At 67.7% G+C, this 20,839-nt stretch carries 13 protein-coding genes; all 13 read left to right on the top strand.

From position 1 onward, the window contains the following. Window positions 1-157 precede the first annotated feature (157 nt). The 13 genes from QFZ33_RS08280 (at window position 158) to QFZ33_RS08340 (ending at window position 20,838) form a co-directional block, all read left to right on the top strand. On the top strand, window positions 158-1,060 hold the full coding sequence (locus QFZ33_RS08280; protein WP_307026488.1) for an SDR family oxidoreductase: 903 nt from the start codon (window positions 158-160) through the stop codon (window positions 1,058-1,060). Between the two features lie 79 nt (window positions 1,061-1,139). Further along, a complete protein-coding gene (locus QFZ33_RS08285; protein ID WP_307026490.1) occupies window positions 1,140-2,156 on the top strand; it encodes a biotin--[acetyl-CoA-carboxylase] ligase in 1,017 nt (338 codons plus the stop codon). Next, window positions 2,149-2,748, top strand: coding sequence for a PH domain-containing protein (locus tag QFZ33_RS08290; protein ID WP_307026492.1), 600 nt, complete (start codon window positions 2,149-2,151; stop codon window positions 2,746-2,748). The genes QFZ33_RS08285 and QFZ33_RS08290 overlap by 8 nt, the downstream gene beginning before the upstream one ends. Beyond that, on the top strand, window positions 2,738-3,943 hold the full coding sequence (locus tag QFZ33_RS08295; protein ID WP_307026494.1) for an adenylate/guanylate cyclase domain-containing protein: 1,206 nt from the start codon (window positions 2,738-2,740) through the stop codon (window positions 3,941-3,943). Before QFZ33_RS08290 ends, QFZ33_RS08295 begins: the two co-directional genes overlap by 11 nt. 237 nt (window positions 3,944-4,180) lie before the next feature. After that, on the top strand, window positions 4,181-10,285 hold the full coding sequence (locus QFZ33_RS08300; RefSeq protein WP_307026495.1) for an Ig-like domain-containing protein: 6,105 nt from the start codon (window positions 4,181-4,183) through the stop codon (window positions 10,283-10,285). Between the two features lie 81 nt (window positions 10,286-10,366). Further along, a complete protein-coding gene (locus tag QFZ33_RS08305; RefSeq protein ID WP_307026497.1) occupies window positions 10,367-11,338 on the top strand; it encodes an AAA family ATPase in 972 nt (323 codons plus the stop codon). A 22-nt stretch (window positions 11,339-11,360) separates the two neighbouring features. Further along, on the top strand, window positions 11,361-12,665 hold the full coding sequence (locus QFZ33_RS08310) for a DUF58 domain-containing protein (RefSeq protein WP_373427339.1): 1,305 nt from the start codon (window positions 11,361-11,363) through the stop codon (window positions 12,663-12,665). Continuing rightward, window positions 12,662-15,085 carry a transglutaminase family protein gene (locus tag QFZ33_RS08315; protein WP_307026500.1) on the top strand — a complete coding sequence of 808 codons (2,424 nt, stop codon included), beginning with the start codon at window positions 12,662-12,664 and terminating at the stop codon, window positions 15,083-15,085. The genes QFZ33_RS08310 and QFZ33_RS08315 overlap by 4 nt, the downstream gene beginning before the upstream one ends. Window positions 15,086-15,099: 14 nt before the next feature. After that, window positions 15,100-16,479, top strand: coding sequence for an RDD family protein (locus QFZ33_RS08320; RefSeq protein ID WP_307031721.1), 1,380 nt, complete (start codon window positions 15,100-15,102; stop codon window positions 16,477-16,479). Further along, window positions 16,476-17,354 carry a PP2C family protein-serine/threonine phosphatase gene (locus tag QFZ33_RS08325; protein WP_307026502.1) on the top strand — a complete coding sequence of 293 codons (879 nt, stop codon included), beginning with the start codon at window positions 16,476-16,478 and terminating at the stop codon, window positions 17,352-17,354. The genes QFZ33_RS08320 and QFZ33_RS08325 overlap by 4 nt, the downstream gene beginning before the upstream one ends. Further along, window positions 17,341-18,000: a hypothetical protein gene (locus QFZ33_RS08330; protein WP_307026504.1), complete on the top strand. Its 660-nt coding sequence runs from the start codon at window positions 17,341-17,343 to the stop codon at window positions 17,998-18,000. The genes QFZ33_RS08325 and QFZ33_RS08330 overlap by 14 nt, the downstream gene beginning before the upstream one ends. Before the next feature lie 73 nt (window positions 18,001-18,073). Next, window positions 18,074-19,189 (top strand): FHA domain-containing protein, encoded by a 1,116-nt coding sequence (locus tag QFZ33_RS08335; protein ID WP_307026506.1) that lies wholly within the window; start codon window positions 18,074-18,076, stop codon window positions 19,187-19,189. Continuing rightward, a complete protein-coding gene (locus tag QFZ33_RS08340) occupies window positions 19,186-20,838 on the top strand; it encodes a serine/threonine-protein kinase (RefSeq protein WP_307026508.1) in 1,653 nt (550 codons plus the stop codon). Before QFZ33_RS08335 ends, QFZ33_RS08340 begins: the two co-directional genes overlap by 4 nt. The last annotated feature ends 1 nt before the right edge of the window (window position 20,839 follow it).

Raw genomic sequence — 20,839 nt, forward strand, 5'->3', positions numbered from 1 at the left:
CGGTTTAAGTAGCATCCGTACAAATCCAAAGCCCTGATGGCTAGTCTAGTGACGCCAATTTCCGGGACCGCTGTAGGGTTCCTACAATTTTCGTCCGTGGCGCCGACGGAAACGCCGATGTTACTCGCGGGTAACAAAGTGCGGCTAGAGTGTCCCTATGACTTCGAGCAGCGACGCTTACCCTGTTCCGTCCACGCCTTACAGGGCCACCGGCAGCCTTCAGGGCCGGACCATCCTGATGTCCGGAGGAAGCCGCGGCATCGGCTTGGCCATCGCCCGGCGGGCAGCGCGCGACGGTGCCAACGTGGTGCTGCTCGCCAAGACCGGAGAGCCCCATGCGAAGCTCGAGGGCACTGTCTACAGCGCCGCCGAAGAACTGGAGGCCGCCGGCGGCAGTGCCCTGCCTCTGGTGGGGGACGTCCGGAACGACGACGACGTCGCGCGCGCCGTGGACGCCGCCGTCGGCCGTTTCGGGGGAATCGACGTCGTCATCAACAACGCCTCCGCGATCGATCTTTCGCCGACGGACACGGTGGACATGAAGCGCTACGACCTCATGCAGGACGTCAACGTCCGCGGCACCTTCCTGCTTTCCAAGCTGGCGCTCCCCGCACTGCGCAAATCCTCCGGCGGCCACATCCTCACGCTCTCGCCGCCCCTGAATCTCGACCCTAAGTGGGCTGGCCGGCACCTGGCATACACCATCGCCAAGTACGGCATGAGCCTGACCACCCTGGGCCTTGCCGAGGAGCTCAGGAACGACGGCATCTGCGTCAACTCGCTGTGGCCGCGGACGCTGATCGATACGGCCGCCATCCGGAACATGGCCGGCGGTGAGTTGATGGTCCGGGCTGCCCGCGGACCAGAAATCATGGCCGACGCAGCCCATGCCGTGCTCACCGGTACTGCGGACCGTACCGGCAACATCACTGCCGGCACCATCAACACGGGCAACTTCTATACGGACGAGCAGGTCCTGGCCGCCGCCGGCGTCACGGATTTCAGGCACTACAGCCTGGGGGCCGCCGAAGCGGACCTGGTCCCTGACATCTTCCTATGAGCCGGCATCTTCCTATGCGCCGGCTTCTGACCACGGGCCTTCCCGGCCGTGCGGCCCGGCGAGTCGCTAGGATTCAACTATGGATGCCGCACGCCCTGACGATAGCCGTGGACCGCAGGAAAACCTGACCGGAGCGAGGGGCCTGCCCGAGCGGCCCGCCCTGGACCGGGAAGCCCTGTCCGACGCCAACTTCCTCGCCGCCACCGGCATCGCGCAGCTGACGGTTGTGGAGACAACCGGGTCCACCAACACCGACCTTTTGCAGGCCGTGACCGCGGATCCCAAGGCCTGCCCCGATCTGGCAGTCCTGACGGCGGAGCATCAAACTGCGGCCCGTGGCCGGCTGGACCGCGCCTGGGAAGCGCCCGCCCGCAGCTCCGTCCTGGTCTCGCTGGTGCTGCGGCCCGTTAATGCTGACGGCCGCCCCCTGCCCACCCAGACCTACTCATGGCTGTCGCTCCTGGCCGCCGTCGCGCTGCGCGATGCACTGGACGAGACGGCGGGAATTCCGGCTGAGCTGAAATGGCCGAATGATGTCCTGGTGCGCGGCGGAAAAATCGCCGGCATCCTCGCCCAGCTCGGCCCCCTGGGCGACGGATCGGTGCCGCCCGTCATTCTGGGCACCGGGCTGAACGTCACGCTCACCGAGGACGAGCTGCCGGTGCCCACTGCCACGTCCGTCCAGCTGCAGGGTGCCGGAACAGTGGACCGCACGGCGCTCCTGAAAAGCTATCTCTCCCGTTTTTGCACGCTTTACCGCAGCTTCTGCAACGCCGACGGCGATGCCACGGCCGGCTTGGCCGGCGGCCCGTCGCTGCACAAGCGCGTCGAAACGGCGATGGTCACCCTCGGCCAGCAGGTCCGCGCCCAGCTTCCCGGCGACCACGAAATCATCGGCCACGCCTCCCGGCTTGATGACTCAGGCTCCCTGCTGGTGGTGGATGCCTCTTCCCACGAGCATGTAGTAACTGCGGGGGATGTGGTCCACCTGCGGCCGTGGTCCCCGCAGGGCCCTGAGAAGCATGGGGCTGCCAAGCGCAGCTCTGAGAAGCACAGCTCTTACCAGCAGGGGTCCGGCGAAAGCGGTTATGCGTAAAGAACTCCTCCCGGGCGAGCAGGTCATCGTGGTGACCCGCCCGCAGCCCAGGGTGCTGTTCCTTCCGGCGGTGGTTTTCGTTGTGGTGCCCGCCCTGGCGGCATTCGCAAGCGCGTGGATTATCCGCGGCGGCCTGTCCGCGCTTGCCCCGGCCATCACCGGGGAATGGACGTTCTGGGCGGTGGCCGGCTGTGTGCTGGCCGGCCTGTGGATCCTCCTGGGGTACTGCCTGCCCCGGCTGCTGCGGTGGCAGGCGACCAGGTATTTCCTGACCAGCCAGCGGGTCCTGGCGCGGTACGGCATGCTCCGGCGCCGGAACCGGCAGGTTTTCCTGGCCTCGGTGCGTAATGTCACAATCAGCCAGTCGATGCTCCAGCGGATGTTGCGTTCGGGGAATATATCCTTGGATGCCGGGCACCATTTCGGCAACGTGCTGAAGGATGTGCCGGAAGTTGCCACCTTCCACAGGTTCTTGCTGGACGCCCTTGATGAGCTTCCGGACGACGAACCATTTGGATTTGGTCAGGCGCCGGATGAGCCCGGCGCCCGGTTTCCGCGGGATGTGAGAGAAGGTGGAAGAGATGAACGATGAGGATCAGCGCGGCGCCCAGGAGACAGGCACCCACGAGGCCGGCACAGACGGGTTTGGCACAGACGGGTCTGGCACAGACGAGTCAGGCGCGCAGGACACCGGTCACCGGGAGGTGACGGACGCCGTCGTCGAAAATCCGGCCACCGGTACCCTGTCCGCGGAGCGCATAGCGGCAAAGAGTCTCGAATCAAGGCTTCTCGGCGGGGAACGCAAGCTGCGCCGCCGCGAGGTGGCGGGCGGTGTGGGCCTGTCGCTGCTCTCGGCGCGCAAACTGTGGCGGGCACTGGGCTTCCCGAACTTCGGTGACGACGACGTCGCCTTTACGGAACGCGACCAGGCGGCCCTGTCCACGGCTGTGGGCATGGTCCGGAACGGAAAGCTCACCGAGGAGGCAGCCATCTCGGTCACCCGTGCCATCGGGCAGATGACGGACCGCATGGTGGTGTGGCAGATCGAGGCCCTGGTTGAGGACATGGTCCACGAACAGGGGCTTACCGACGCCCAGGCCCGCAAGCGGCTGGTCCACGAACTGCCTGCCTTGGTGGATCCCCTCGAGGAGATGCTTGTCTACTCTTGGCGGCGTCAGCTTAACGCCGGTGTGCAGCGGCTGGCTGTCCGGGCGGAAGCCGGCCTGCAGGCCAGCGAGGAGGGCCGCGAAGGCGACGAGGACGATGCGCCGCTTCCGCTGGCGCGCGCCGTTGGCTTCGCCGACCTGGTGTCCTACACGAGCCTTTCAAGGCGGATGAACGAGAAGACGCTCGCCAAGCTGGTGCAGCGGTTCGAGAACAAGTGCGCGGAGATCATCTCGGTGGGCGGTGGCCGGCTGGTGAAGACCGTGGGCGATGAAGTCCTCTACATCGCCGAGACACCGGCTGCGGGCGCCGAAATATCGCTTGCCCTGGCCGAAGCCTTCACCCGGGACGAGATCCTGCCCGAGGCACGGGTTGCCATGGTCTGGGGGCGGATCCTTTCCCGTCTGGGCGACATTTACGGGCCCACCGTCAACCTTGCTGCCCGCCTCACCACGCTGGCCGATCCGGGGACCGTGCTGGTCGACTCGATGACGGCGGCGGCACTGGACCAGGACGAGCGGTTCGTGCTTATTCCCCAGGACGTGGAGAACGTCCGGGGATTCGGGGAGATCCAGCCGGTCACCCTGGCGCGGGGACAGGGCAAGGGCCTGGTCCTGGACTAAGGCAGCGTGGGGAGTCCTCCCCATCGCCGGGACAGGACTGCGCGGGTAGGCTGGCAGGGTAACGGACGGCCCCGGCGGCTGTTCTTGGACAAGCCGCCGCGCCCATGTAATAGTCGAGGCTCAGAATTGTTCCGGCGTCTCTACGGGGGAGTGGCGGAATGTCACCGGCCCGTGATGAACATCAGGGGCTAGCAAGCCGCGCTCAGGCGGCTGTGATTTCAGGGGAATAATAACGCTGTGTCAACTTTGTTCGGCAAGCTGGGGCTGAGGAACCGCCGCAACAAGATCGTCACCGGAACCGTCTTTTCCGCTGCTGCTGCGGCGCTGGTGGCCGGTGCCGTGATCTACCCGGGGTTCAAGACAACCGAGGTTGACCTTAACGACGGCGGCGTCTGGGTGGTCAGCAAGGCCCGGAACGCCGTCGGGCGCCTCAACTACCCCTCGCGGGTCCTTGACGGTGCGGTGACCCCGGCCAGCACCACGTTCGATGTCCTGCAGAACGCCGGAAAGGTATTCGTCGACGACGAATCCGGTTCCACCCTGAACCAGGTGTCCGCCGCCAACTTGAGGCTCGGCGGAGACAAACAGCTTCCCGGCTCAGCCCAGGTGAGCTTCGGCGCCGACACCATCTCGGTCACCGACCCTGCCGCCGGGAAGATGTGGGCGATGTCCCCGTCGACGGTCAACGCCTTCGATGAGGAGTCCAGTGAGCCCGCCGTGGCGGGTTCCCAAGGGCTGGTGTCCGCCGTCGGCTCCAATGACCGGATCTATTCGGCGGATCCGAAGACGGGGCAGGTGACAGTGACCACCGTGGACGCCGCCGGGGCAGCCACCGACACCGAGTCCAGCACGTGGGACGGGATGAAGGGCGCCGGGGACCTCCAGATCGCCGTCGTGGGGGACCAGGCTGTGGTCCTGGATGCAGCCGCCGGAAAACTCTTCCTGCCCGGCGGACGCGAGGTGCCGCTGGCTGACGCGCGGGAGGCGAAGCTCCAGCAGTCGGGCCCGGCGTCCGACTCCGTAGCCGTGGCCACCGGCAAGGCACTCCTCAGGCAGCCGCTGAACGGTGCCGCCGCGAAGGCCGTGACCTTCGGCGGCCAGGGGGTACCCGCGGCGCCGGTGCAGCTGGGCGGCTGCGTTCACGCCGCATGGTCCGGAGCCAACAAGTATGTCCGGGACTGCGCGAATAGCGCGGACAACAAGAACGTGGCCGTGCCCAAAGCCAGCGCCTCGCCCAGCTACGTTTTCCGGGTCAACCGGGACCTCGTGGTCCTGAACGACGTGAACTCGGGAAACGTGTGGCTGGTCAACCAGAACATGCAGCTGGTCAACAACTGGGACGACGTTGTCCCGCCCAAGAATCAGGCTGACGACCCTGACGAGGAGTCGGCAGACGACAACACCGTCAACGTCCTGCCCGACCGCACCAAGCCGAACCGTCCCCCCGAAACGAAACCCGACGTCGTCGGCGTCCGGCCCGGCCGCACCACTGTCCTCAGCGTCCTCGACAACGACTCCGACCCCGACGGCGACGTCCTGACCGCCTCGCTCGGCGCAGAAGGGCCGCGGGCCGGCAGCATCGAAAGCATCTATGGCGGGTCCGCCTTCCAGATCACGGTGCCGGCCGATGCCGCGCCCGGAACCGAGACCTTCGACTACACCGCGGCGGACGGCCGCGGGCTCTCGGCCGGCGGCAAGGTCAACCTGAGCGTCGTGGGCCCGGACGAGAACAGGCCCCCGGCCTTCAAACGCGGAGACCCCACCACACTCCTCGTGGAGCAGGGCAAGACCGTCAGCCAGAACATCCTCACCGACTGGGCCGATCCCGACGGCGACGACCTCGTCCTGATGTCAGCCACCGCCGACAATGAGCGGGACCAGGTCAAGGTCCGCCGCGACGGCCTGCTCACCTTCCAGGACTCCGGCGCCTCGGCCGGCAGGAAAAGCGTCACCGTGTCCGTCTGGGACGGCCGCGCCACCACCACAGGCAAGGTGGTGGTCAACGTCCAGCCGCCGGGCGCACTCGCTCCCGTGGTCAACGCCGACCACGTCACCGCGGTGGTGGGCCAGGACCTGGTCATCGCGCCGCTAAAGAACGACGTCGACCCCAACGGCGGAGCGCTGCGCCTCGCCCAGGTGGAAGCCAGCGGAGCCGCAGAGCTGGGCCCGGTCACCGACGGCGGCACCTTCACCTTCCGAAGCCGCACGCCGGGGCCGGTGTACCTGACATACCTGGCCAGCAACGGACCGCAAAGCAGCCAGGGCCTCATTCGGGTTGATGTGGAATCCGGCAAGGACTCAGGAAATCCCGTCGCCGTCCACGACGTGGCTCTCCTTCCGGTGGGCGGCAGCGTCCTGCTGGACCCGCTGGCCAACGACTCGGACCCGTCCGGGGGCGTCCTGGTACTGCAGTCCGTTGCGGTGCCGGAGAACGCCACGGCGTCGGTAAGCGTGATCGACCACAGCGTCCTGCGGATCACCGACGTCGCTGGCACCAAGGACCCCTTCCTGTTCCGCTACACGATGTCCAACGGCAAATCCTCCGCCACGGGAAGCGTCTCGGTGGTGCCCGTTCCCGCCCCGGCTGTGGTGGAGGCGCCGCAGCCCAAGCCTGACGAAGTCAACGTCCGCGTCAACGACGTAGTGACCATCCCCGTCCTGGACAACGACACGCACCCGCAGGGCGAAAAGCTGACGGTTGATTCGGTCCTGCCGCAGGCCGTCCCGGCGGAGGACGGCAAGAGCTTCGTCTCCGAGAACACACTCCGGTTTATCGCCGGCAGCCAGCCCAAGACCGTGCGCGCCATCTACAACGCCGTTGACCCGCAGGGCCAGAAGAGCGCCGCCGCCGTCACCATCCACATCCTGCCGCTGGAGGGTGCCGAAAACTCCCGGCCGCAGCCCAAGAACCTGACCGCCCGGGTGGTGGCTGGCGGAACGGTGCGCATTCCGGTGCCGCTGGACGGCATTGACCCCGACGGCGACTCCGTCCAACTGACGGGCATCGACAGCACGCCCGGCATGGGCAGCGCGACGGCGGGCAGCAGCTTCATCGACTTCGTCGCGGCCGGCAACGGTGCCGGGACCGATACGTTCCGCTACAAGGTAGTCGACCGGCAGGGAGCCGTGAACACCGGCACCGTCACCGTCGGCATCGCGCCGCGCAGCGACACCAACCAGAAGCCCACGCCGGTCGACGACCAGGTCAAGGTCCGGCCCGGGCGGCAGATCGCCGTCGATGCAGCCGGCAACGACACCGATCCGGACGGGGACCTGATCAGGATCGTCAGCGACGGCATCGAAGCCGATGCCGCGCTGAAGGCCACTGTCAGCAAGCAAAGCGGCCGCATCCTGCTGCTGGCACCGGCCGCCGAAGGCACCGTCAACGTCCGCTACACAGTGGCCGACGAACGCGGCGCCTCCGCACAGGCGGCCATCCGGATGGTGGTGGACAGCAACGTCCCGCTCCAGGCACCGGTCGCCCGGGATGACCGCGTGACCTCCGCGCAGACGCTTGGCAAGACCGCCGTGGACGTCCCCGTCCTCAAGAACGACGAGGACCCTGACGGCGTCGGCGAGAACCTGAAGATCAGCAGCGCCGCCGAGACCGCCCGCCCAGGGCCGGAGGGCAACATGATCGTCGAACTGACCGGCCAGCCGCAGCTGGTGCCCTACACGGTTGAGGACGTCGACGGCCAGAAGTCGACGGCGATCATCTGGGTGCCGGGCCTGGGCCAGCAGGTTCCCACCCTTGCCAAGGACGAGGTCCTCGAGGTGGTCGCGGGCCAGTCCGTGACTGCGAACCTCGCCGAATGGGTCAAGGTGCGGGACGGGCGTTCGCCCCGGCTGACCCAGACCGACCGGATCAAGCTCATCGGTGCGGACGGCAGCAACCCGGTGGCCGGCAACGGCACAGCCGTCAGGTACACCGCGGACAAGGACTACGTGGGCCCCGGGTCCATCACCTTCGAGGTGACGGACGGTTCCGGCCCGGACGACCCCGCCGGACTCAAATCCACGCTGAGCATTCGCACCAGGGTGTTGCCCGACCCCAACCGGAACAACCCGCCGGTGCTGCTCGGCGGTGCGGTGGATGTTCCGCTGGATGACCCCGCCGCCGCAGACCTGGCCAGACTGACCACCGACCCGGATGGCGACGACGCCGCCAACATGAAGTACGAGATCGCCGGTGCGGTTCCCCAGGGCTTCAACGTGGCCATCGACGGAGCGTCCCTGAACGTCTCCGCGAAGGACGGGCTGCGGCCTGGCGACGGGGGCGCCGTGCAGGTGAAGGCGAAGGACCCGCGCGGCCTTGACTCCACCGCCACGTTCCGGCTCGCCGTTACGGCGACCAACCGGGCCAAGCCGGTGGCCAATGACGACGTGCAGGCAAACGCCGCGGCGGGCAAGCCGGTGACTGTGAACGTACTGGCAAATGATGCCAACCCGTTCCCGGATACCCCGCTGAAGATCATCGGCGTCGCCACGGAAACGGGCCAGGGCACGGCCGCCATCCACGGCGACTCGGTGACGGTCACGCCGTCGGCCGGGTTCTCCGGCACCCTGATTGTGTCCTACACCGTCGGGGACAAGACCGAGGACTCGTCCCGGTACGCCACCGCCCGCATCCGGCTAACGGTCAAGGACAAGCCGCTCGCACCCACCACGCCGCAGGCCCAGAGCGTCGCCGACCGCACCGCGCTGCTGAACTGGACGGCCCCCGCGGACCGGGGCTCGCCAATCACCAAGTACACCGTGTACGGCGAAGGCGGATACAAGCAGGACTGTCCCGCCAACTCATGCACCCTGAACAACCTGGTGAACAACACGAAATACCACTTCCAGGTGACGGCGACGAACGAGTTTGGTGAGTCCGAACGCTCACCGGCGTCGGCTGAGGTCCGGCCGGACGTCAAGCCCGAGATGCCGCTGGCGCCGTCGCTGAAGTTCGGCGACAAGCAGCTCTCCATTGCCTGGAAGGCACCGGCCAGCAAGGGCTCGCCGATCAAGTCCTACGATCTGGAAATCTCACCGGCACCCAGCGGCCAGAACGCCCAGATCCAAAACCTGACGTCCACCAGTTACGTCTGGAAGGGACTCACCAACGGCGTGGCCTACAAGGTACGCGTCCTCGCCCGGAACGACGCGAAGGACCCCTCGGAGTGGAGCACCTACTCCGCGGCCGAGGTGCCGGCCGGCGTGCCGGTGACGCCGGCAGCCCCGAGCGTCTCGGACGTCGCGCCGGTCGGGGACCAGAGCCAGCTGCAGGTGAACTGGACTGCTCCGAACAACAACGGGGATGCCGTTTCCGCCTACACACTCACCACGCTGCACGGAGGGGCAGTGGTTAAGAGCCAGCAGGTGGCCTCCGGCACCTCCCTGAACGTCACCGTGAACAACTCCGAGGCCGACTATGCGTTCACGGTTTCCGCCACGAACAAGGCCGGCACGTCCGGAACCAGCGCCCAGTCCGATCCCATCCGGGCCGCGGGAAAACCCGGTTCGGTTAGCAGCGGTACTGTTCACGCCCCGGGAAACACCGGCCAGCTGAAAGTCACCTTCACCCCGCTGACCCAGGCCCAGCGAAATGGATCGCAGGCATCGGAGATTGGCTACCGCTGGTCCACTGCCTACGGCTCCGGCCCCATCAATGCACCCGGCGGCACCATCTACGGGCAGCCGAACGGCAAGGACATCACGGTGAACATCATTGCCTTCTCCACCAAGAACAACGTTTCAGGTGATGCCAAGGCCATTGGCTCTGCAGTTCCCTACGGTGCGCCCGCAACTCCTGCGGTTACCGGCGAGACGTCAGCCAAGGGGGACCCGCGGGTTCACTGGACCTGGAACGAGCCATACGACAACGGCCGGGTCATCAACCGCTACGAGGTCAGCTTTGACGGCGGCGGGTTTACGTCGGTGGGGCTGAACCGCCAGTACAACCGTGACGGCGGAGGCTGGAACCAAAACCATAGACTTCAGGTCCGTGCCTGCAACGGCACCGACGGCGACAAGGACTGCGGACAGCCGGGCTCTGCCGGTGCCACGTCAGGTGCTGATCCGACCCCGCCCCTGACCCAGGTCCGGGTCAAGCGGTCCGACAACAACAGCTGCCCCGGTAAACCCGGCGTCCCGGACCGGTACAACGCCGCCACGCGCAGCTGCGGCGGCAGCGACCCCAACTGGGTGTCCTATTCCGACGGCTGGATTCCCACCACCTGCTGGTCCGACATCTACAACAACGGAAGCCGCTGGTATCTGATGGACGGCGGGCCGCACAGCGGCTGGTACGTCAAGGGCGTCACGGTGGACATCCGGGGACCGGGCGTGGGGCAGTGCTGACCATTCCGCCCCCACCGCTTTTTTCACGCCGCCGCCTGCTGAAAACGAATATGCCTGCAATGACACAGAAGAGGAACAAACATGACAATGACTAGCGAGCAGGCCGCATGGTTTGCAGGGACGTTCGAGAAGCTCGTCGCCAATGTGGGCCAGGCCGTCCTGGGCAAGGCGCACGTCATCCGCCTGACCTTCACCGCGATGCTTGCCGAGGGCCATGTCCTCTTTGAAGATGCACCCGGTACCGGCAAGACCTCGCTCGCCCGGGCCCTCGCCGCCACTGTCCAGGGGTCCAACAGCCGCATCCAGTTCACTCCGGACCTCCTGCCCTCCGACGTCACCGGCGTGACCATTTACGACCAGAAGACCCAGAAGTTCGAATTCCACAAGGGACCGATCTTCAGCAACATCGTGCTCGCCGACGAAATCAACCGCGCCTCGCCCAAAACGCAGTCGGCTCTGCTGGAAGTCATGGAGGAGTCCCGGGTCACTGTGGACGGCACCACCTACGAAGCCGGGCGGCCGTTCATGGTGCTGGCCACCCAGAACCCGATCGAGCAGGCCGGCACTTACCGGCTGCCCGAGGCCCAGCTGGACCGCTTCCTCCTTAAGACCTCCATCGGCTATCCGGACCACGCCTCCACCGTCCAGCTCCTGGGCGGATCCAACCTCAAGGACCGGTCCCGGGACCTGCAGCCCCTCATCACCACGCAGGCCGTGGCTGACATGGCGGACCTTGCCGCCACCACGCACGTTGATACCGCGGTGCTGGAGTACATCTCCCGGCTGTGCGAGGAAACCCGCAACGCTCCGGAGAGCCGCCTGGGTGTGTCGGTCCGTGGCGCCCTCGCCATGGTCCGGGCGGCCAAGGTCTGGGCCGCGAGCCAGGGGCGCAACTTCGTCCTGCCGGACGACATCAAGGACCTCGCCGCCGTCGTTTGGACCCACCGTTTCGTGATGGACCCAGAGGCAGAGTTCTCCGGAGCCACGGCGGAAGCCGTTCTGGGACGTGTCCTGGCTGATGTCGCAGCGCCGCAGCAGCGCGCCTCCGTCTAGCGTGCAGCGCTTTAGGGTGCGGCTGTCTGGCGTGCGGCGGCCCGGGCTGCAGCTGCCCAAGGTGCAGCACCAAATCCGCCCGGCCAGGGTGTGGTCCGAGGTCAGCAGCATCGCGCGGCTCGCGCTGGGCCCCGCCTGGCGGATGGCCGACGGCGTGTGGGCCCGCCGCGTCCGGCCTGTCCTGTCCGTGGTCAGCGTCCTGGGCTGGTCCGTGCTGGCCGGTGCAATTCTCCTGTGGGCGGCCGGGAACGCCTACGGCTGGCAGGAGGCCAAGGCTGCCGCCATTGCGGCGATGGTTCTCTTCGTCATCGCCGGTGGCTTCATCCTGGGCAGGTCCTCCTATGGGGTCCTGCTTGACCTCGCGCGGACCAGGGTGGCGGTGGGGGACAGCGCCGTGGGAAGCATTGCGGTGTCCAACACGTCCGCCCGGCCGCTCCTGCCGGCTGACCTCGAACTGCCCGTCGGGGCAGCCACCGCCGTCTTCCACCTCCCGCGGATGAAGCCGCAACAGGTGCACGAGGATCTTTTCACCATCCCGACGGCGCGCAGGGCCGTCATCGTGGTGGGCCCTGTGCGTTCGGTCCGTGCGGATCCGCTGCACCTGCTCCGCCGGCAGGTGCTCTGGACGGAACCGCAGGACTTGTACGTGCATCCCCGGACCGTGGCTCTGGCCGGTTCCGCCGCGGGGTTCATCCGCGACCTGGAAGGCATGCCCACCACGGAGTTGTCCAGCGCTGATGTTTCCTTCCACGCCCTGCGCGACTACGTCCCGGGGGACGACCGGCGGCACATCCACTGGAAAACCACGGCCCGGACCAACAAGCTCATGGTCCGCCAGTTCGAGGAAACCCGCCGCGCCCACCTGGCCATTTCGCTGTCCATCAATACCGACGAATACGCCTCGGAAGAGGAGTTCGAGCTGGCTATCTCGGCAGCCGCGTCGATCGGACGCCAGGCCATCCGCGAGCAGCGCGAGCTGGACGTCCTGACCCAGACGGGTCCGCTGCGCTGCGAGACCGGCCGCAACATGCTGGACGACATGACCCGGGTCGTCGGCACCCCGCTGCGGAAGACCGCCGTCGACCTAGCCCGCACGCTTGCCGACACGGTACCCAACGCCTCCGTGGTTTTCTTCGTGGTGGGCAGCCAGGTGACGCCCACCCAGCTGCGCTCGGCCGCCGCCTCGGTGCCCCCCGGCGTCCGAAGCCTCGCTGTGCTCGTCGACCTGGGCGCCGACCCTGCCCGCGCCAACATCGGCGACCTCACAGTCCTCACCGTGGGTGACCTCTCCGACCTTCCCTCCGTCCTGCGAAAGGCTGCAGCATGAGTGAGGCCACAGGTCTCCGCCCCCGCCGTTCAAACCGGACCGGCCTCCCGGTCACGCCGGCCGTTCAGTCCGCCTTCGCCGACGGCCGGCCGCTGTGGCATTTTGTGCTCGACTGCGCTGCCCTCACCGTTCTGCTCGGGCTGGGTGTCCTCGGGTTCAGCCTCAGCTTCGGCGGCGACCCGTATTATCTGATTGCCGGTTTTGGCGGGACTATCCTGGGCCTGGCCATCGCTGCCTGCAACGCCCATTTCCGGCTGGGGCTGGTGATCACCACGGCTGCGGCCTTTGGCGGTTACCTAGTGCTGGGGACAGTCCTCGCCGTTCCTGATGCCGCGCTGGCGGGATTCCTCCCCAGCCTGGAATCCCTGCGGACGCTGTTGCTCGGCGTCGTCTTCTCGTGGAAGGACATGCTGACCGTCGGAGTGCCCGTGGGCACCGCTGGCGGGGTGCTGATCGTTCCGTTCCTGAGCTCACTCATCACGGCCGTGGCGGCCGGTGTCCTGACCTGGCGGATCCGGAGCCCTTACTGGCCGCTGCTGCCGGTCCTCGTCCTGTTTGTCACGGGCATCGCCTTCAGCACCAACGCCGGGTTCCTGACCGTGCAAAGGGGCATCGCGCTGACGGTGGTGGGTATCGCCTGGGCTACTTTCCGGCGGGAAGCCCTGCGCCAGCGCGACACCCGCAAGGTCTCGGTGAACCCTCCCCAGTACGACGCCGGCACCGCCGGGAAGGCACGCATGCGCCGCCTGGCGGCTGGAGCCGCGGTCCTGGCGGCAACGGTGGGAATTACCGCGGCCGTGTCGCCGCTCATCGCCGCCGGTGACGAGCGGCGCGTCCTCCGCAACGTCGTCGTTCCACCCTTTGATCCCAAGGACTACGTTACGCCGCTGGCGAGCTTCCGAAACTTCGTCAAGGACAAGAAGGACGACGCCCTGTTCACGGTCAAGGGACTGCCGAAGGACGCCCGGGTCCGGCTCGGGGCACTCGATTCCTTCAACGGCACCAACTACACGATGGATCCGAACGGCTCCGGCAGCTTCAGCAAGGTCGGTGATGCGAAATCGATCAACACGCTTGCCGACTCCACGGACACGGTCCCGACGAATGACTACAGCCTGGCCATCACCATAGATGACTACCAGGGCTACTTCGTTCCTGGCGGTCGGAAGACCACCGGACTCAGCTTCGGCCAGGGCTCGTCCGGCGCTGCTTCAGGGCTGTACTTCAACTCCGGAACCGACACCGCGGTGACCACCCAGGGCCTGTCCCAGGGTGACTCCTACACTGTCCAGGTGTCGGACCCGGTGAAGCTGGAGCACGGGCAGCTGACGCAATACGATTTCGCCAGGATCAGCCTGCCTGACACCAGCGACGTGCCGCCGGTGGTGGGCGCCCAGGCCATCGACCTGGCCGCAGACGCCCCCACCGCTGTGGACCAGGTCCGGCAGATCGAGGCCCATTTCCAGAAGAAGGGGGCCTTCAGCAACGGGCTCATTGCCGACGGGCAGCTTCCCAGCGTCTCCGGGCACGGTGCGGGGCGCATCCGCGACCTGCTGACCGCCAAGCAGATGCTGGGCGACGATGAGCAGTATGCCGTGGCGATGTCCCTGATGCTGCGGCACCTGGGCATTCCCTCGCGCGTGGTCATGGGGTTCTACCCCGATCCTAAGAGCCCGGAGAACGGAGCCGGCGAAATCAAGATCATGGGCAAGGACGTCCACGCCTGGGTGGAGGTGGCGTTCGACCGGGTGGGCTGGGTGGCCTTCGACCCCACACCGCCCAAGGACAACATTCCCATCCCGCCCGACCCGGAAAACAAGTCCAAGCCAAAGCCCCAGGTCCTGCAGCCGCCGCCACCGCCGCAGGAACCCGCCGACCTGCCGCCGGACTCCTCTCCCGACGCGCTCGACGCCGACGAGAAGAAGAACAATCCCTGGCTTCTGTGGGGTCCCATCCTCACGGCCATCGGCATCGCCATGATTCCCATAGGCATCCTCGCCCTGCCGCTGCTGCTCATCGCCCTGCTGAAGTCCCGGCGCCGGAAGGCCCGCTTTACCGGCGGCAATCCGGCCCAGCGCGTCGGCGGCGGCTGGAACGAGGTCCTCAGCCTGGCAACGGACATGGGCGCCGCCGTGGACAGCCGTGCAACCAGGCGGGAAACCGCGGCGGTAGTTGCCGAGGCGTTCCCCGCCACCGGCGCCACCACCACCGTGCTGGCGCACCGGGCTGACGCCTCCATTTTCGGGGCGGGCCAGCCGAGTGAGGATGAGGTCCGGGAGTATTGGAACGTGGTGGATGGCTCGCTCAAGGAGATGACCGGGACGGTCGGCTTCTGGCGGCGCCAGCGGGCGCGGTTCTCGCCCCGGTCGCTGCTGGCCGAGGCCCGCACCGCCCTGGCCGCGCGGGGGTTCCGGCGGTGAACGGTTCGCCTGTCATCGGTGGGGGACCTGCGGCTGCCGGGGGACCTGTAGCCGCCGGGGGAAGCGGGCCGTGCCCGCGCTGCGGGCAGCCTGTCCGCGCCGGGGCTAGCTTTTGCGGTGCGTGCGGGACGCCCCTGCCTAACCGGGGACCCCGGCTCGATCGGGGAGCCACGCGCAATCCGGGAGTCCCGCCCGACCTGGGCGGGAGGCAAGCGGCTCGGATTCCCGGTAGCATCCCGGTAGGGCTGGGGGAAGGAACGGATATGTCAGGCACGCTCACGCTGGTTCCAGCGGCGCCGGGCAAGCGTCTCGGCGCCGCCGTCCTCGACTGGCTGGCCCCGGTGGCCATCCTGACGGTCCTGCTGTCCTTTGGGTTCGCTGGCATCACCAGCACGCGGAGCGCCGGGCTCATCATCTACGACACAAGCCTGCTGGCCATCCTGGCGGGCGTCGGCGCCGGACTGGCGCTGGTCTACGCGTTCGCCGTCGCAAGTGTCGAGGGCCGTTCCGGCAACACCATCGGCAACCAGTTCATGGGCATCCGCAGTGCTGACAAGGACGGTTACGCCCCTGGCCTCGGTGCTGTGTTCCTGCGGGGCATCGTGACCGGAGCCGGCATCCTGCTGGCCGTCCTTGCCGCAGTTCTGGTGGCTGTCTTCAGGTGGTTCGACGCCGCCCTGCTCATCCTGGGGCCGTTGCTGCTCCTTGGGACGGCGTGGGCTGTGGTGGTGGTGCTCTCCAGCGCCTGGGACCGGAATGGCAGGCTCCGCGGATGGCATGACCGCGCGGCCAAAACCCTCGTGTTCGACGTCGTTCGGGGCCGCAACCCCGTGGCTACCGGCGGCATTGAAGGCCCGTACAGTTTCGCGCCCCTGGACCTGCCCCCGGTGCAGCAGGTGGCCTCCCCGGTTGCCTCCCGCACCCCGGTTGCTTCCAACACCACCGTCGAGCCGGCACCGCTTGCAGCCCCGGACGCCACCGGTCATCCAGTCAACGCCGTTCACCCGGATGACGCCATGGACCGCACCCAGGTGCGCGCCGGGGCGCGCCAGGACGCCCCCGAGGCGGTGCTGAGAATAAGGCTCGACGACGGCCGCGACTTCCGCCTGGAGCGGACCGTCCTGATCGGCCGGAACCCTGCCCCCGCTGCTGGAGAATCGCAGGCCCAGTTGTTGCCGGTCCCGGACCCGGGCAGGACCATTTCCAAGACCCACCTCCACCTGCTCACGGACGGCGCCGGCGTCTGGATAACCGACCGCCACTCGACCAACGGCAGCGCCGTCACCACACCCGACGGCATGCGCACGGCGTTGCAGCCGGGCGTACCCGCATTTGTCAGCCCCGGAACCACAGTTCACTTCGGGGACCGCACCTTCAACGTAGGACACGCATGAATTCACAGCAGGCGGCCGGAACCTCAGGGACCGGCAGCGAGCCCGGCCTCAAGCTGAGCTATGGCTACGGAACGGACCGTGGCCTTCGCCGCGAGCTCAATGAGGACTCCTACATTGCCTCCGATCCTGTGTTCGCCGTCGCAGACGGCATGGGCGGCCATGAAGCCGGCGAGGTGGCCAGCGGCATGTGCGTGCGGGCACTGGCACAGCTGCCACAGCTGGCCACGGGGGAACGGACAGCCACCGCGGGAGTGGTGCAGCAGTACCTGGCCATTGCCGACGAATCGATCCGTTCCGCCACCGGCTCGCGGGCAGGAACCACGCTCAGCGGTGTGGTGGTGGTGGAACAGATGGGTGTTCCCTACTGGCTGGTCATGAACATCGGGGATTCCCGGACATACCGGCTGAACCAGGGCCGGCTCAGCCAAGTCAGTGTGGACCACTCCGAGGTCCAGGAGCTCGTCGAGAGCGGCGAGATCACCGCCGAGGAGGCTGCAGTGCATCCCCGCCGGCACGTCGTGACGCGCGCGCTGGGCGCGGGTGCCGAGACCGAGGCCGACTACTGGCTCCTGCCCATAGAGGAAGGCGACCGGGTGATGGTGTGCTCCGACGGGCTCAACGGGGAACTGACGGACGGACAGATGCTGGACGTCCTCAGCACCGTCGAGGACCCGCAGGAGGCGGTGGACGCCTTGATCCAGGCAGCATTGCGGCGCGGAGGCCGGGACAACATCACGGTGATCGTCGTCGATGCCAGGAACGTGCTCAACGATGCCGGTGTGGCCACGACCGCACCCCGGACTGCCGCCGACGCGGAAGAGGAGGACACGCTGCCGCGTGCCGGAAGCGAGGACGCTGTCAATGGCCGCAGCTAGCTATGTCCCCGGCGGATGGGTAGGCCTCATCCGCTCGAGAACTGCGGTGATCCTCGACCCCGCCACTCCGGCCCCGCTGGTCAGCACCGTGTGGGATTTGCTGGAAAAAAGCCCGGATGCAGCCGAGGTTTTGCACGCCGTGACGGGAGGGTTCGGTGCACCGCTGTCCGCCAGCCCGTGGTTCGGGATCATCGGTTTCAGCGACTCGCTGCGGGTATTCCTGCGCGGCGACATCGACCTGACGGTCCAGCTTCCGTCGGGTCCCGTGAACCTCGACGGCCGGAACGTCACCACCTGGACCGAGCGGTGGCTGGACGCCCCCGAGTGGTTCAGCGTTTCGGCGCCGGCAGGGGCGGCATCCCGGCTGTCAGAGCTGCCTGTAGTGGAAGGGGCCGTCCTCCTGCAGTCACTGCGGGTCAGTCTTGCCGGATCATTCGGTGCCCTGCCGGACGGTGCCCTGCCTGCCGGCACCCATACTGCCGGCACGCAGACTGCCGCCGCCCTTTCCGCCGAGCCGGAGGCTGAGGCCGCCTACTCTGAAGTGTCGGCTGAGACCATGGTGGGCCTCACCGAGGATGCTTCCGTCGAGGCGGAGGAACCGGAGGCTGCCGTGCCTGCGAACGAGGCGCCGGCCCAAGGGGGATGAGCACGAGCCCGCCGAGCTCACCGGTTCTGCCTCCGAATTCACCAGCTCGTACGACCATCTTTGGGACAAGACCGTGGTGCGTAGCATTGAGGACGCTGCCGTGCGGACCGGCGAGGAGGACGACGGCGGCACTCCGTCCACCGGGGAGACGGCGGTTCCGGACATGGCAGTTCCGGAGACGGTGGACCAGGAGACAGCAGATCAGGAAACAGGGGCTCAGCAGGCGCCAGTTCCGGAGACGGTGGACCAGGAGACAGCAGACCAGGAAACAAAGGATCAGGACGCCGAATCTCCGGAAGCCCGCCAGCCAGTCATTGCCCGTGCAGCAGCGGCCCCGGCGCCCCCGTCAGCCCCTTCACAGGCAGGACTGATCGACTCGGTGCCGTGGGCGACCAGAGGAGATCGTGCCCCGGGACCGGAGGCGCCGCCGCCGTTCTCAGCACCGGAGGTCCCGCCGTCGTTCTCAGCACCGGAGGTCCCGCCGTCGTTCGCCGGGCCCCAGGTCCCGCCCTCATTCTCAGCGTCCGACGTCCCGTCGTCGCCGTTCGCCGGCCCCCAGGTCCCGCCGTCGTTCATCTCCATGCCCGCCTCCCGTGAGGCGGCGGAAGGGGACCACGACGGTCAGACCATCCTCAAGAGCGATCTCCCCGCCTCCGGAGCGCAGCAGGCAGGACAGGGACCGGAAGCTGGCCAGGGCACAGAACCCGGGCAGAGCGGGGTGGCAGGCAACGGCCCACTCGTGCTCGCCCGGGTGTGCCCCGGCGGCCATGCGAACCCTCCCACGAGCGGCCAATGCTTCACCTGCGGGATGCAGTTGCCGGACGTGGCCGTGCAGGTGCCGCGCCCAAGGCTCGGCCGCCTGCGGCTGTCCACGGGAGAGCTGATCGACCTGGACGAATCCATTGTGATCGGGCGGCAGCCGTCCGTGTCGCGGGTTCAGGGCGGCACCATGCCCCGGCTGGTCCAGGTGGCCAGCCCCGGCGGCGACATTTCGAGGTCGCACGTGGAGGTCCGGCTGGAGGGCTGGCACGTGATGCTGTGTGACCTGAAAGCTACCAACGGCACCGTGCTGGCCCGTGAAGGGCAGCCGCCGCGGCGCCTTGCCCAGAATGAAATGGCCATTGTCTTGGACGGCGACATCGCAGAACTCGGTGATGATGTTTCCTTGCGCTTTGAGGAGATCCTGTGAGTTCCAAGCGGCCGGCGGCCCCACCGCCCCGCATCCCCGGTTTCAGCTATGTGAGCCTGCTCGGCTCGGGTGGCTTCTCTGACGTCTACCTCTACGAGCAGGACCGGCCGCGCCGCAAGGTTGCGGTTAAAGTGCTGCTGTCCGGCCTCAAGACGGAGGGCGCGCGGCGCCGGTTTGAGTCCGAGGCCAACCTGATGGCCCAGCTGTCCTCGCACCCCTTCATCGTCACCATCTTCGAGGCCGAGGTGACTGGGGACGGGCATTCGTACCTCGCCATGGAGTACTGCTCGCGGCCCAGCCTGGACGTCCGGTACCGCCGGCAGCGCTTCAGCGTCGACGAGGTCCTGGCCGTCGGCATCCAGGTGGCCTCCGCCGTCGAGACAGCGCACCGGGCCGGCATTGCCCACCGGGACATCAAGCCTGCCAACATCCTGGTCACGGACTACAACCGCCCGGCACTCACCGACTTCGGCATCTCCGGCACGCTGGCCGGCGACGTTGATGAGGATGCGGGGATGTCCATCCCGTGGTCCCCGCCGGAACAGTTCCGCGACGGCAACGTCGACGGCGTGATGGTGGACGTATGGGCCCTCGGCGCCACGCTGTACACACTGCTTGCCGGACGGTCGCCCTTCGTGCTGCCAGGGGCCGACAACTCCCAGCGCGAGCTCATTTCGCGCATCACCAGCATGCCCGTCCCGCGACTGGGCCGCGCCGACGTGCCGGAATCCCTTGAACTGGCCCTGGCCACGGCAATGGCCAAGTCGCCGGCCTCACGCTATTCGTCGGCTCACGCTTTCGCCCTTGCGCTGCAGCGGATCCAGGCCGAGCTCAACCTGTCCGTTACGCCGTTCGAGGTGCTCGAGGAACGCCATCAGGAGGACGTGGACCTGGACGACGGCGTCGAGGAGACGCGCGTCCGCAATGTCGCCTCCATCGACCCGGACCGGACCGGAAGCGCCCCGACGTTCCCGGCCCGCACCAAGCCGCTGGACGGGGGAGGTGCTGCCCCGGGCACCCCGCCGGGGCCTGCTGCACCAACGCCTGGGCCGGTCCGCTTGGCGCCCCAAGCCACCTTTTCGACGGCGGGTACCGCGCCGGCCCGGGAGCCTTCGGGGGTGGTTACGCCTGCGGACGACTGGGCAGGTGCCACGGTCCTGCGAAGGAACCAGCCCAAGGCTGCGGAGGACGATGCAGCCGGCCAGGCGGGGGACCAGCCGGCCGATCATGGGAAGCGCAACCTGTGGCTCGCCATCTCCGGCGGAACGCTCCTGGTGCTGGCGGTCATCGTGGGCATTGTGGTGGCATCGGCTGCGCCGCAGCCGCAGGCCCGGCCCACCGAAACGGTCAGCAAGCCGCCCGCCGACGCCATCGACGACGGGTCCGTGCCCGACGTCGCCAAGCTGGCGGGCAGCGCAGGCGCCCAGGGAAAGGTCCGCTTCACCTGGACCAACCCGCGGCCGAAGCCGGGGGACATCTACAAATGGCGGATCAAAACGGTCAAAGGCGGCGGAAGCTATCTGTCGACGTCGGCAACCCGGGTGGAGGTCACCGCGAATCCGGCGGAACCCACCTGCCTCCAGGTGATCCTTGTCCGCAGCGACGGAACCGCATCACCGGCGGGCGAGGATTCCATCGCCTGCCTGTAGC

Source organism: Arthrobacter globiformis (assembly GCF_030815865.1).
Taxonomy (GTDB): Bacteria; Actinomycetota; Actinomycetes; order Actinomycetales; family Micrococcaceae; genus Arthrobacter; species Arthrobacter globiformis_B.

Coding starts and splice junctions, on each gene's coding strand:
- QFZ33_RS08325 (WP_307026502.1), top strand. CDS start 16,476: ATGAATTCACAGCAGGCGGCCGGAACCTCAGGGACCGGCAGCGAGCCC.
- QFZ33_RS08315 (WP_307026500.1), top strand. CDS start 12,662: ATGAGTGAGGCCACAGGTCTCCGCCCCCGCCGTTCAAACCGGACCGGC.
- QFZ33_RS08295 (WP_307026494.1), top strand. CDS start 2,738: ATGAACGATGAGGATCAGCGCGGCGCCCAGGAGACAGGCACCCACGAG.
- QFZ33_RS08305 (WP_307026497.1), top strand. CDS start 10,367: ATGACAATGACTAGCGAGCAGGCCGCATGGTTTGCAGGGACGTTCGAG.
- QFZ33_RS08290 (WP_307026492.1), top strand. CDS start 2,149: ATGCGTAAAGAACTCCTCCCGGGCGAGCAGGTCATCGTGGTGACCCGC.
- QFZ33_RS08285 (WP_307026490.1), top strand. CDS start 1,140: ATGGATGCCGCACGCCCTGACGATAGCCGTGGACCGCAGGAAAACCTG.
- QFZ33_RS08280 (WP_307026488.1), top strand. CDS start 158: ATGACTTCGAGCAGCGACGCTTACCCTGTTCCGTCCACGCCTTACAGG.
- QFZ33_RS08330 (WP_307026504.1), top strand. CDS start 17,341: ATGGCCGCAGCTAGCTATGTCCCCGGCGGATGGGTAGGCCTCATCCGC.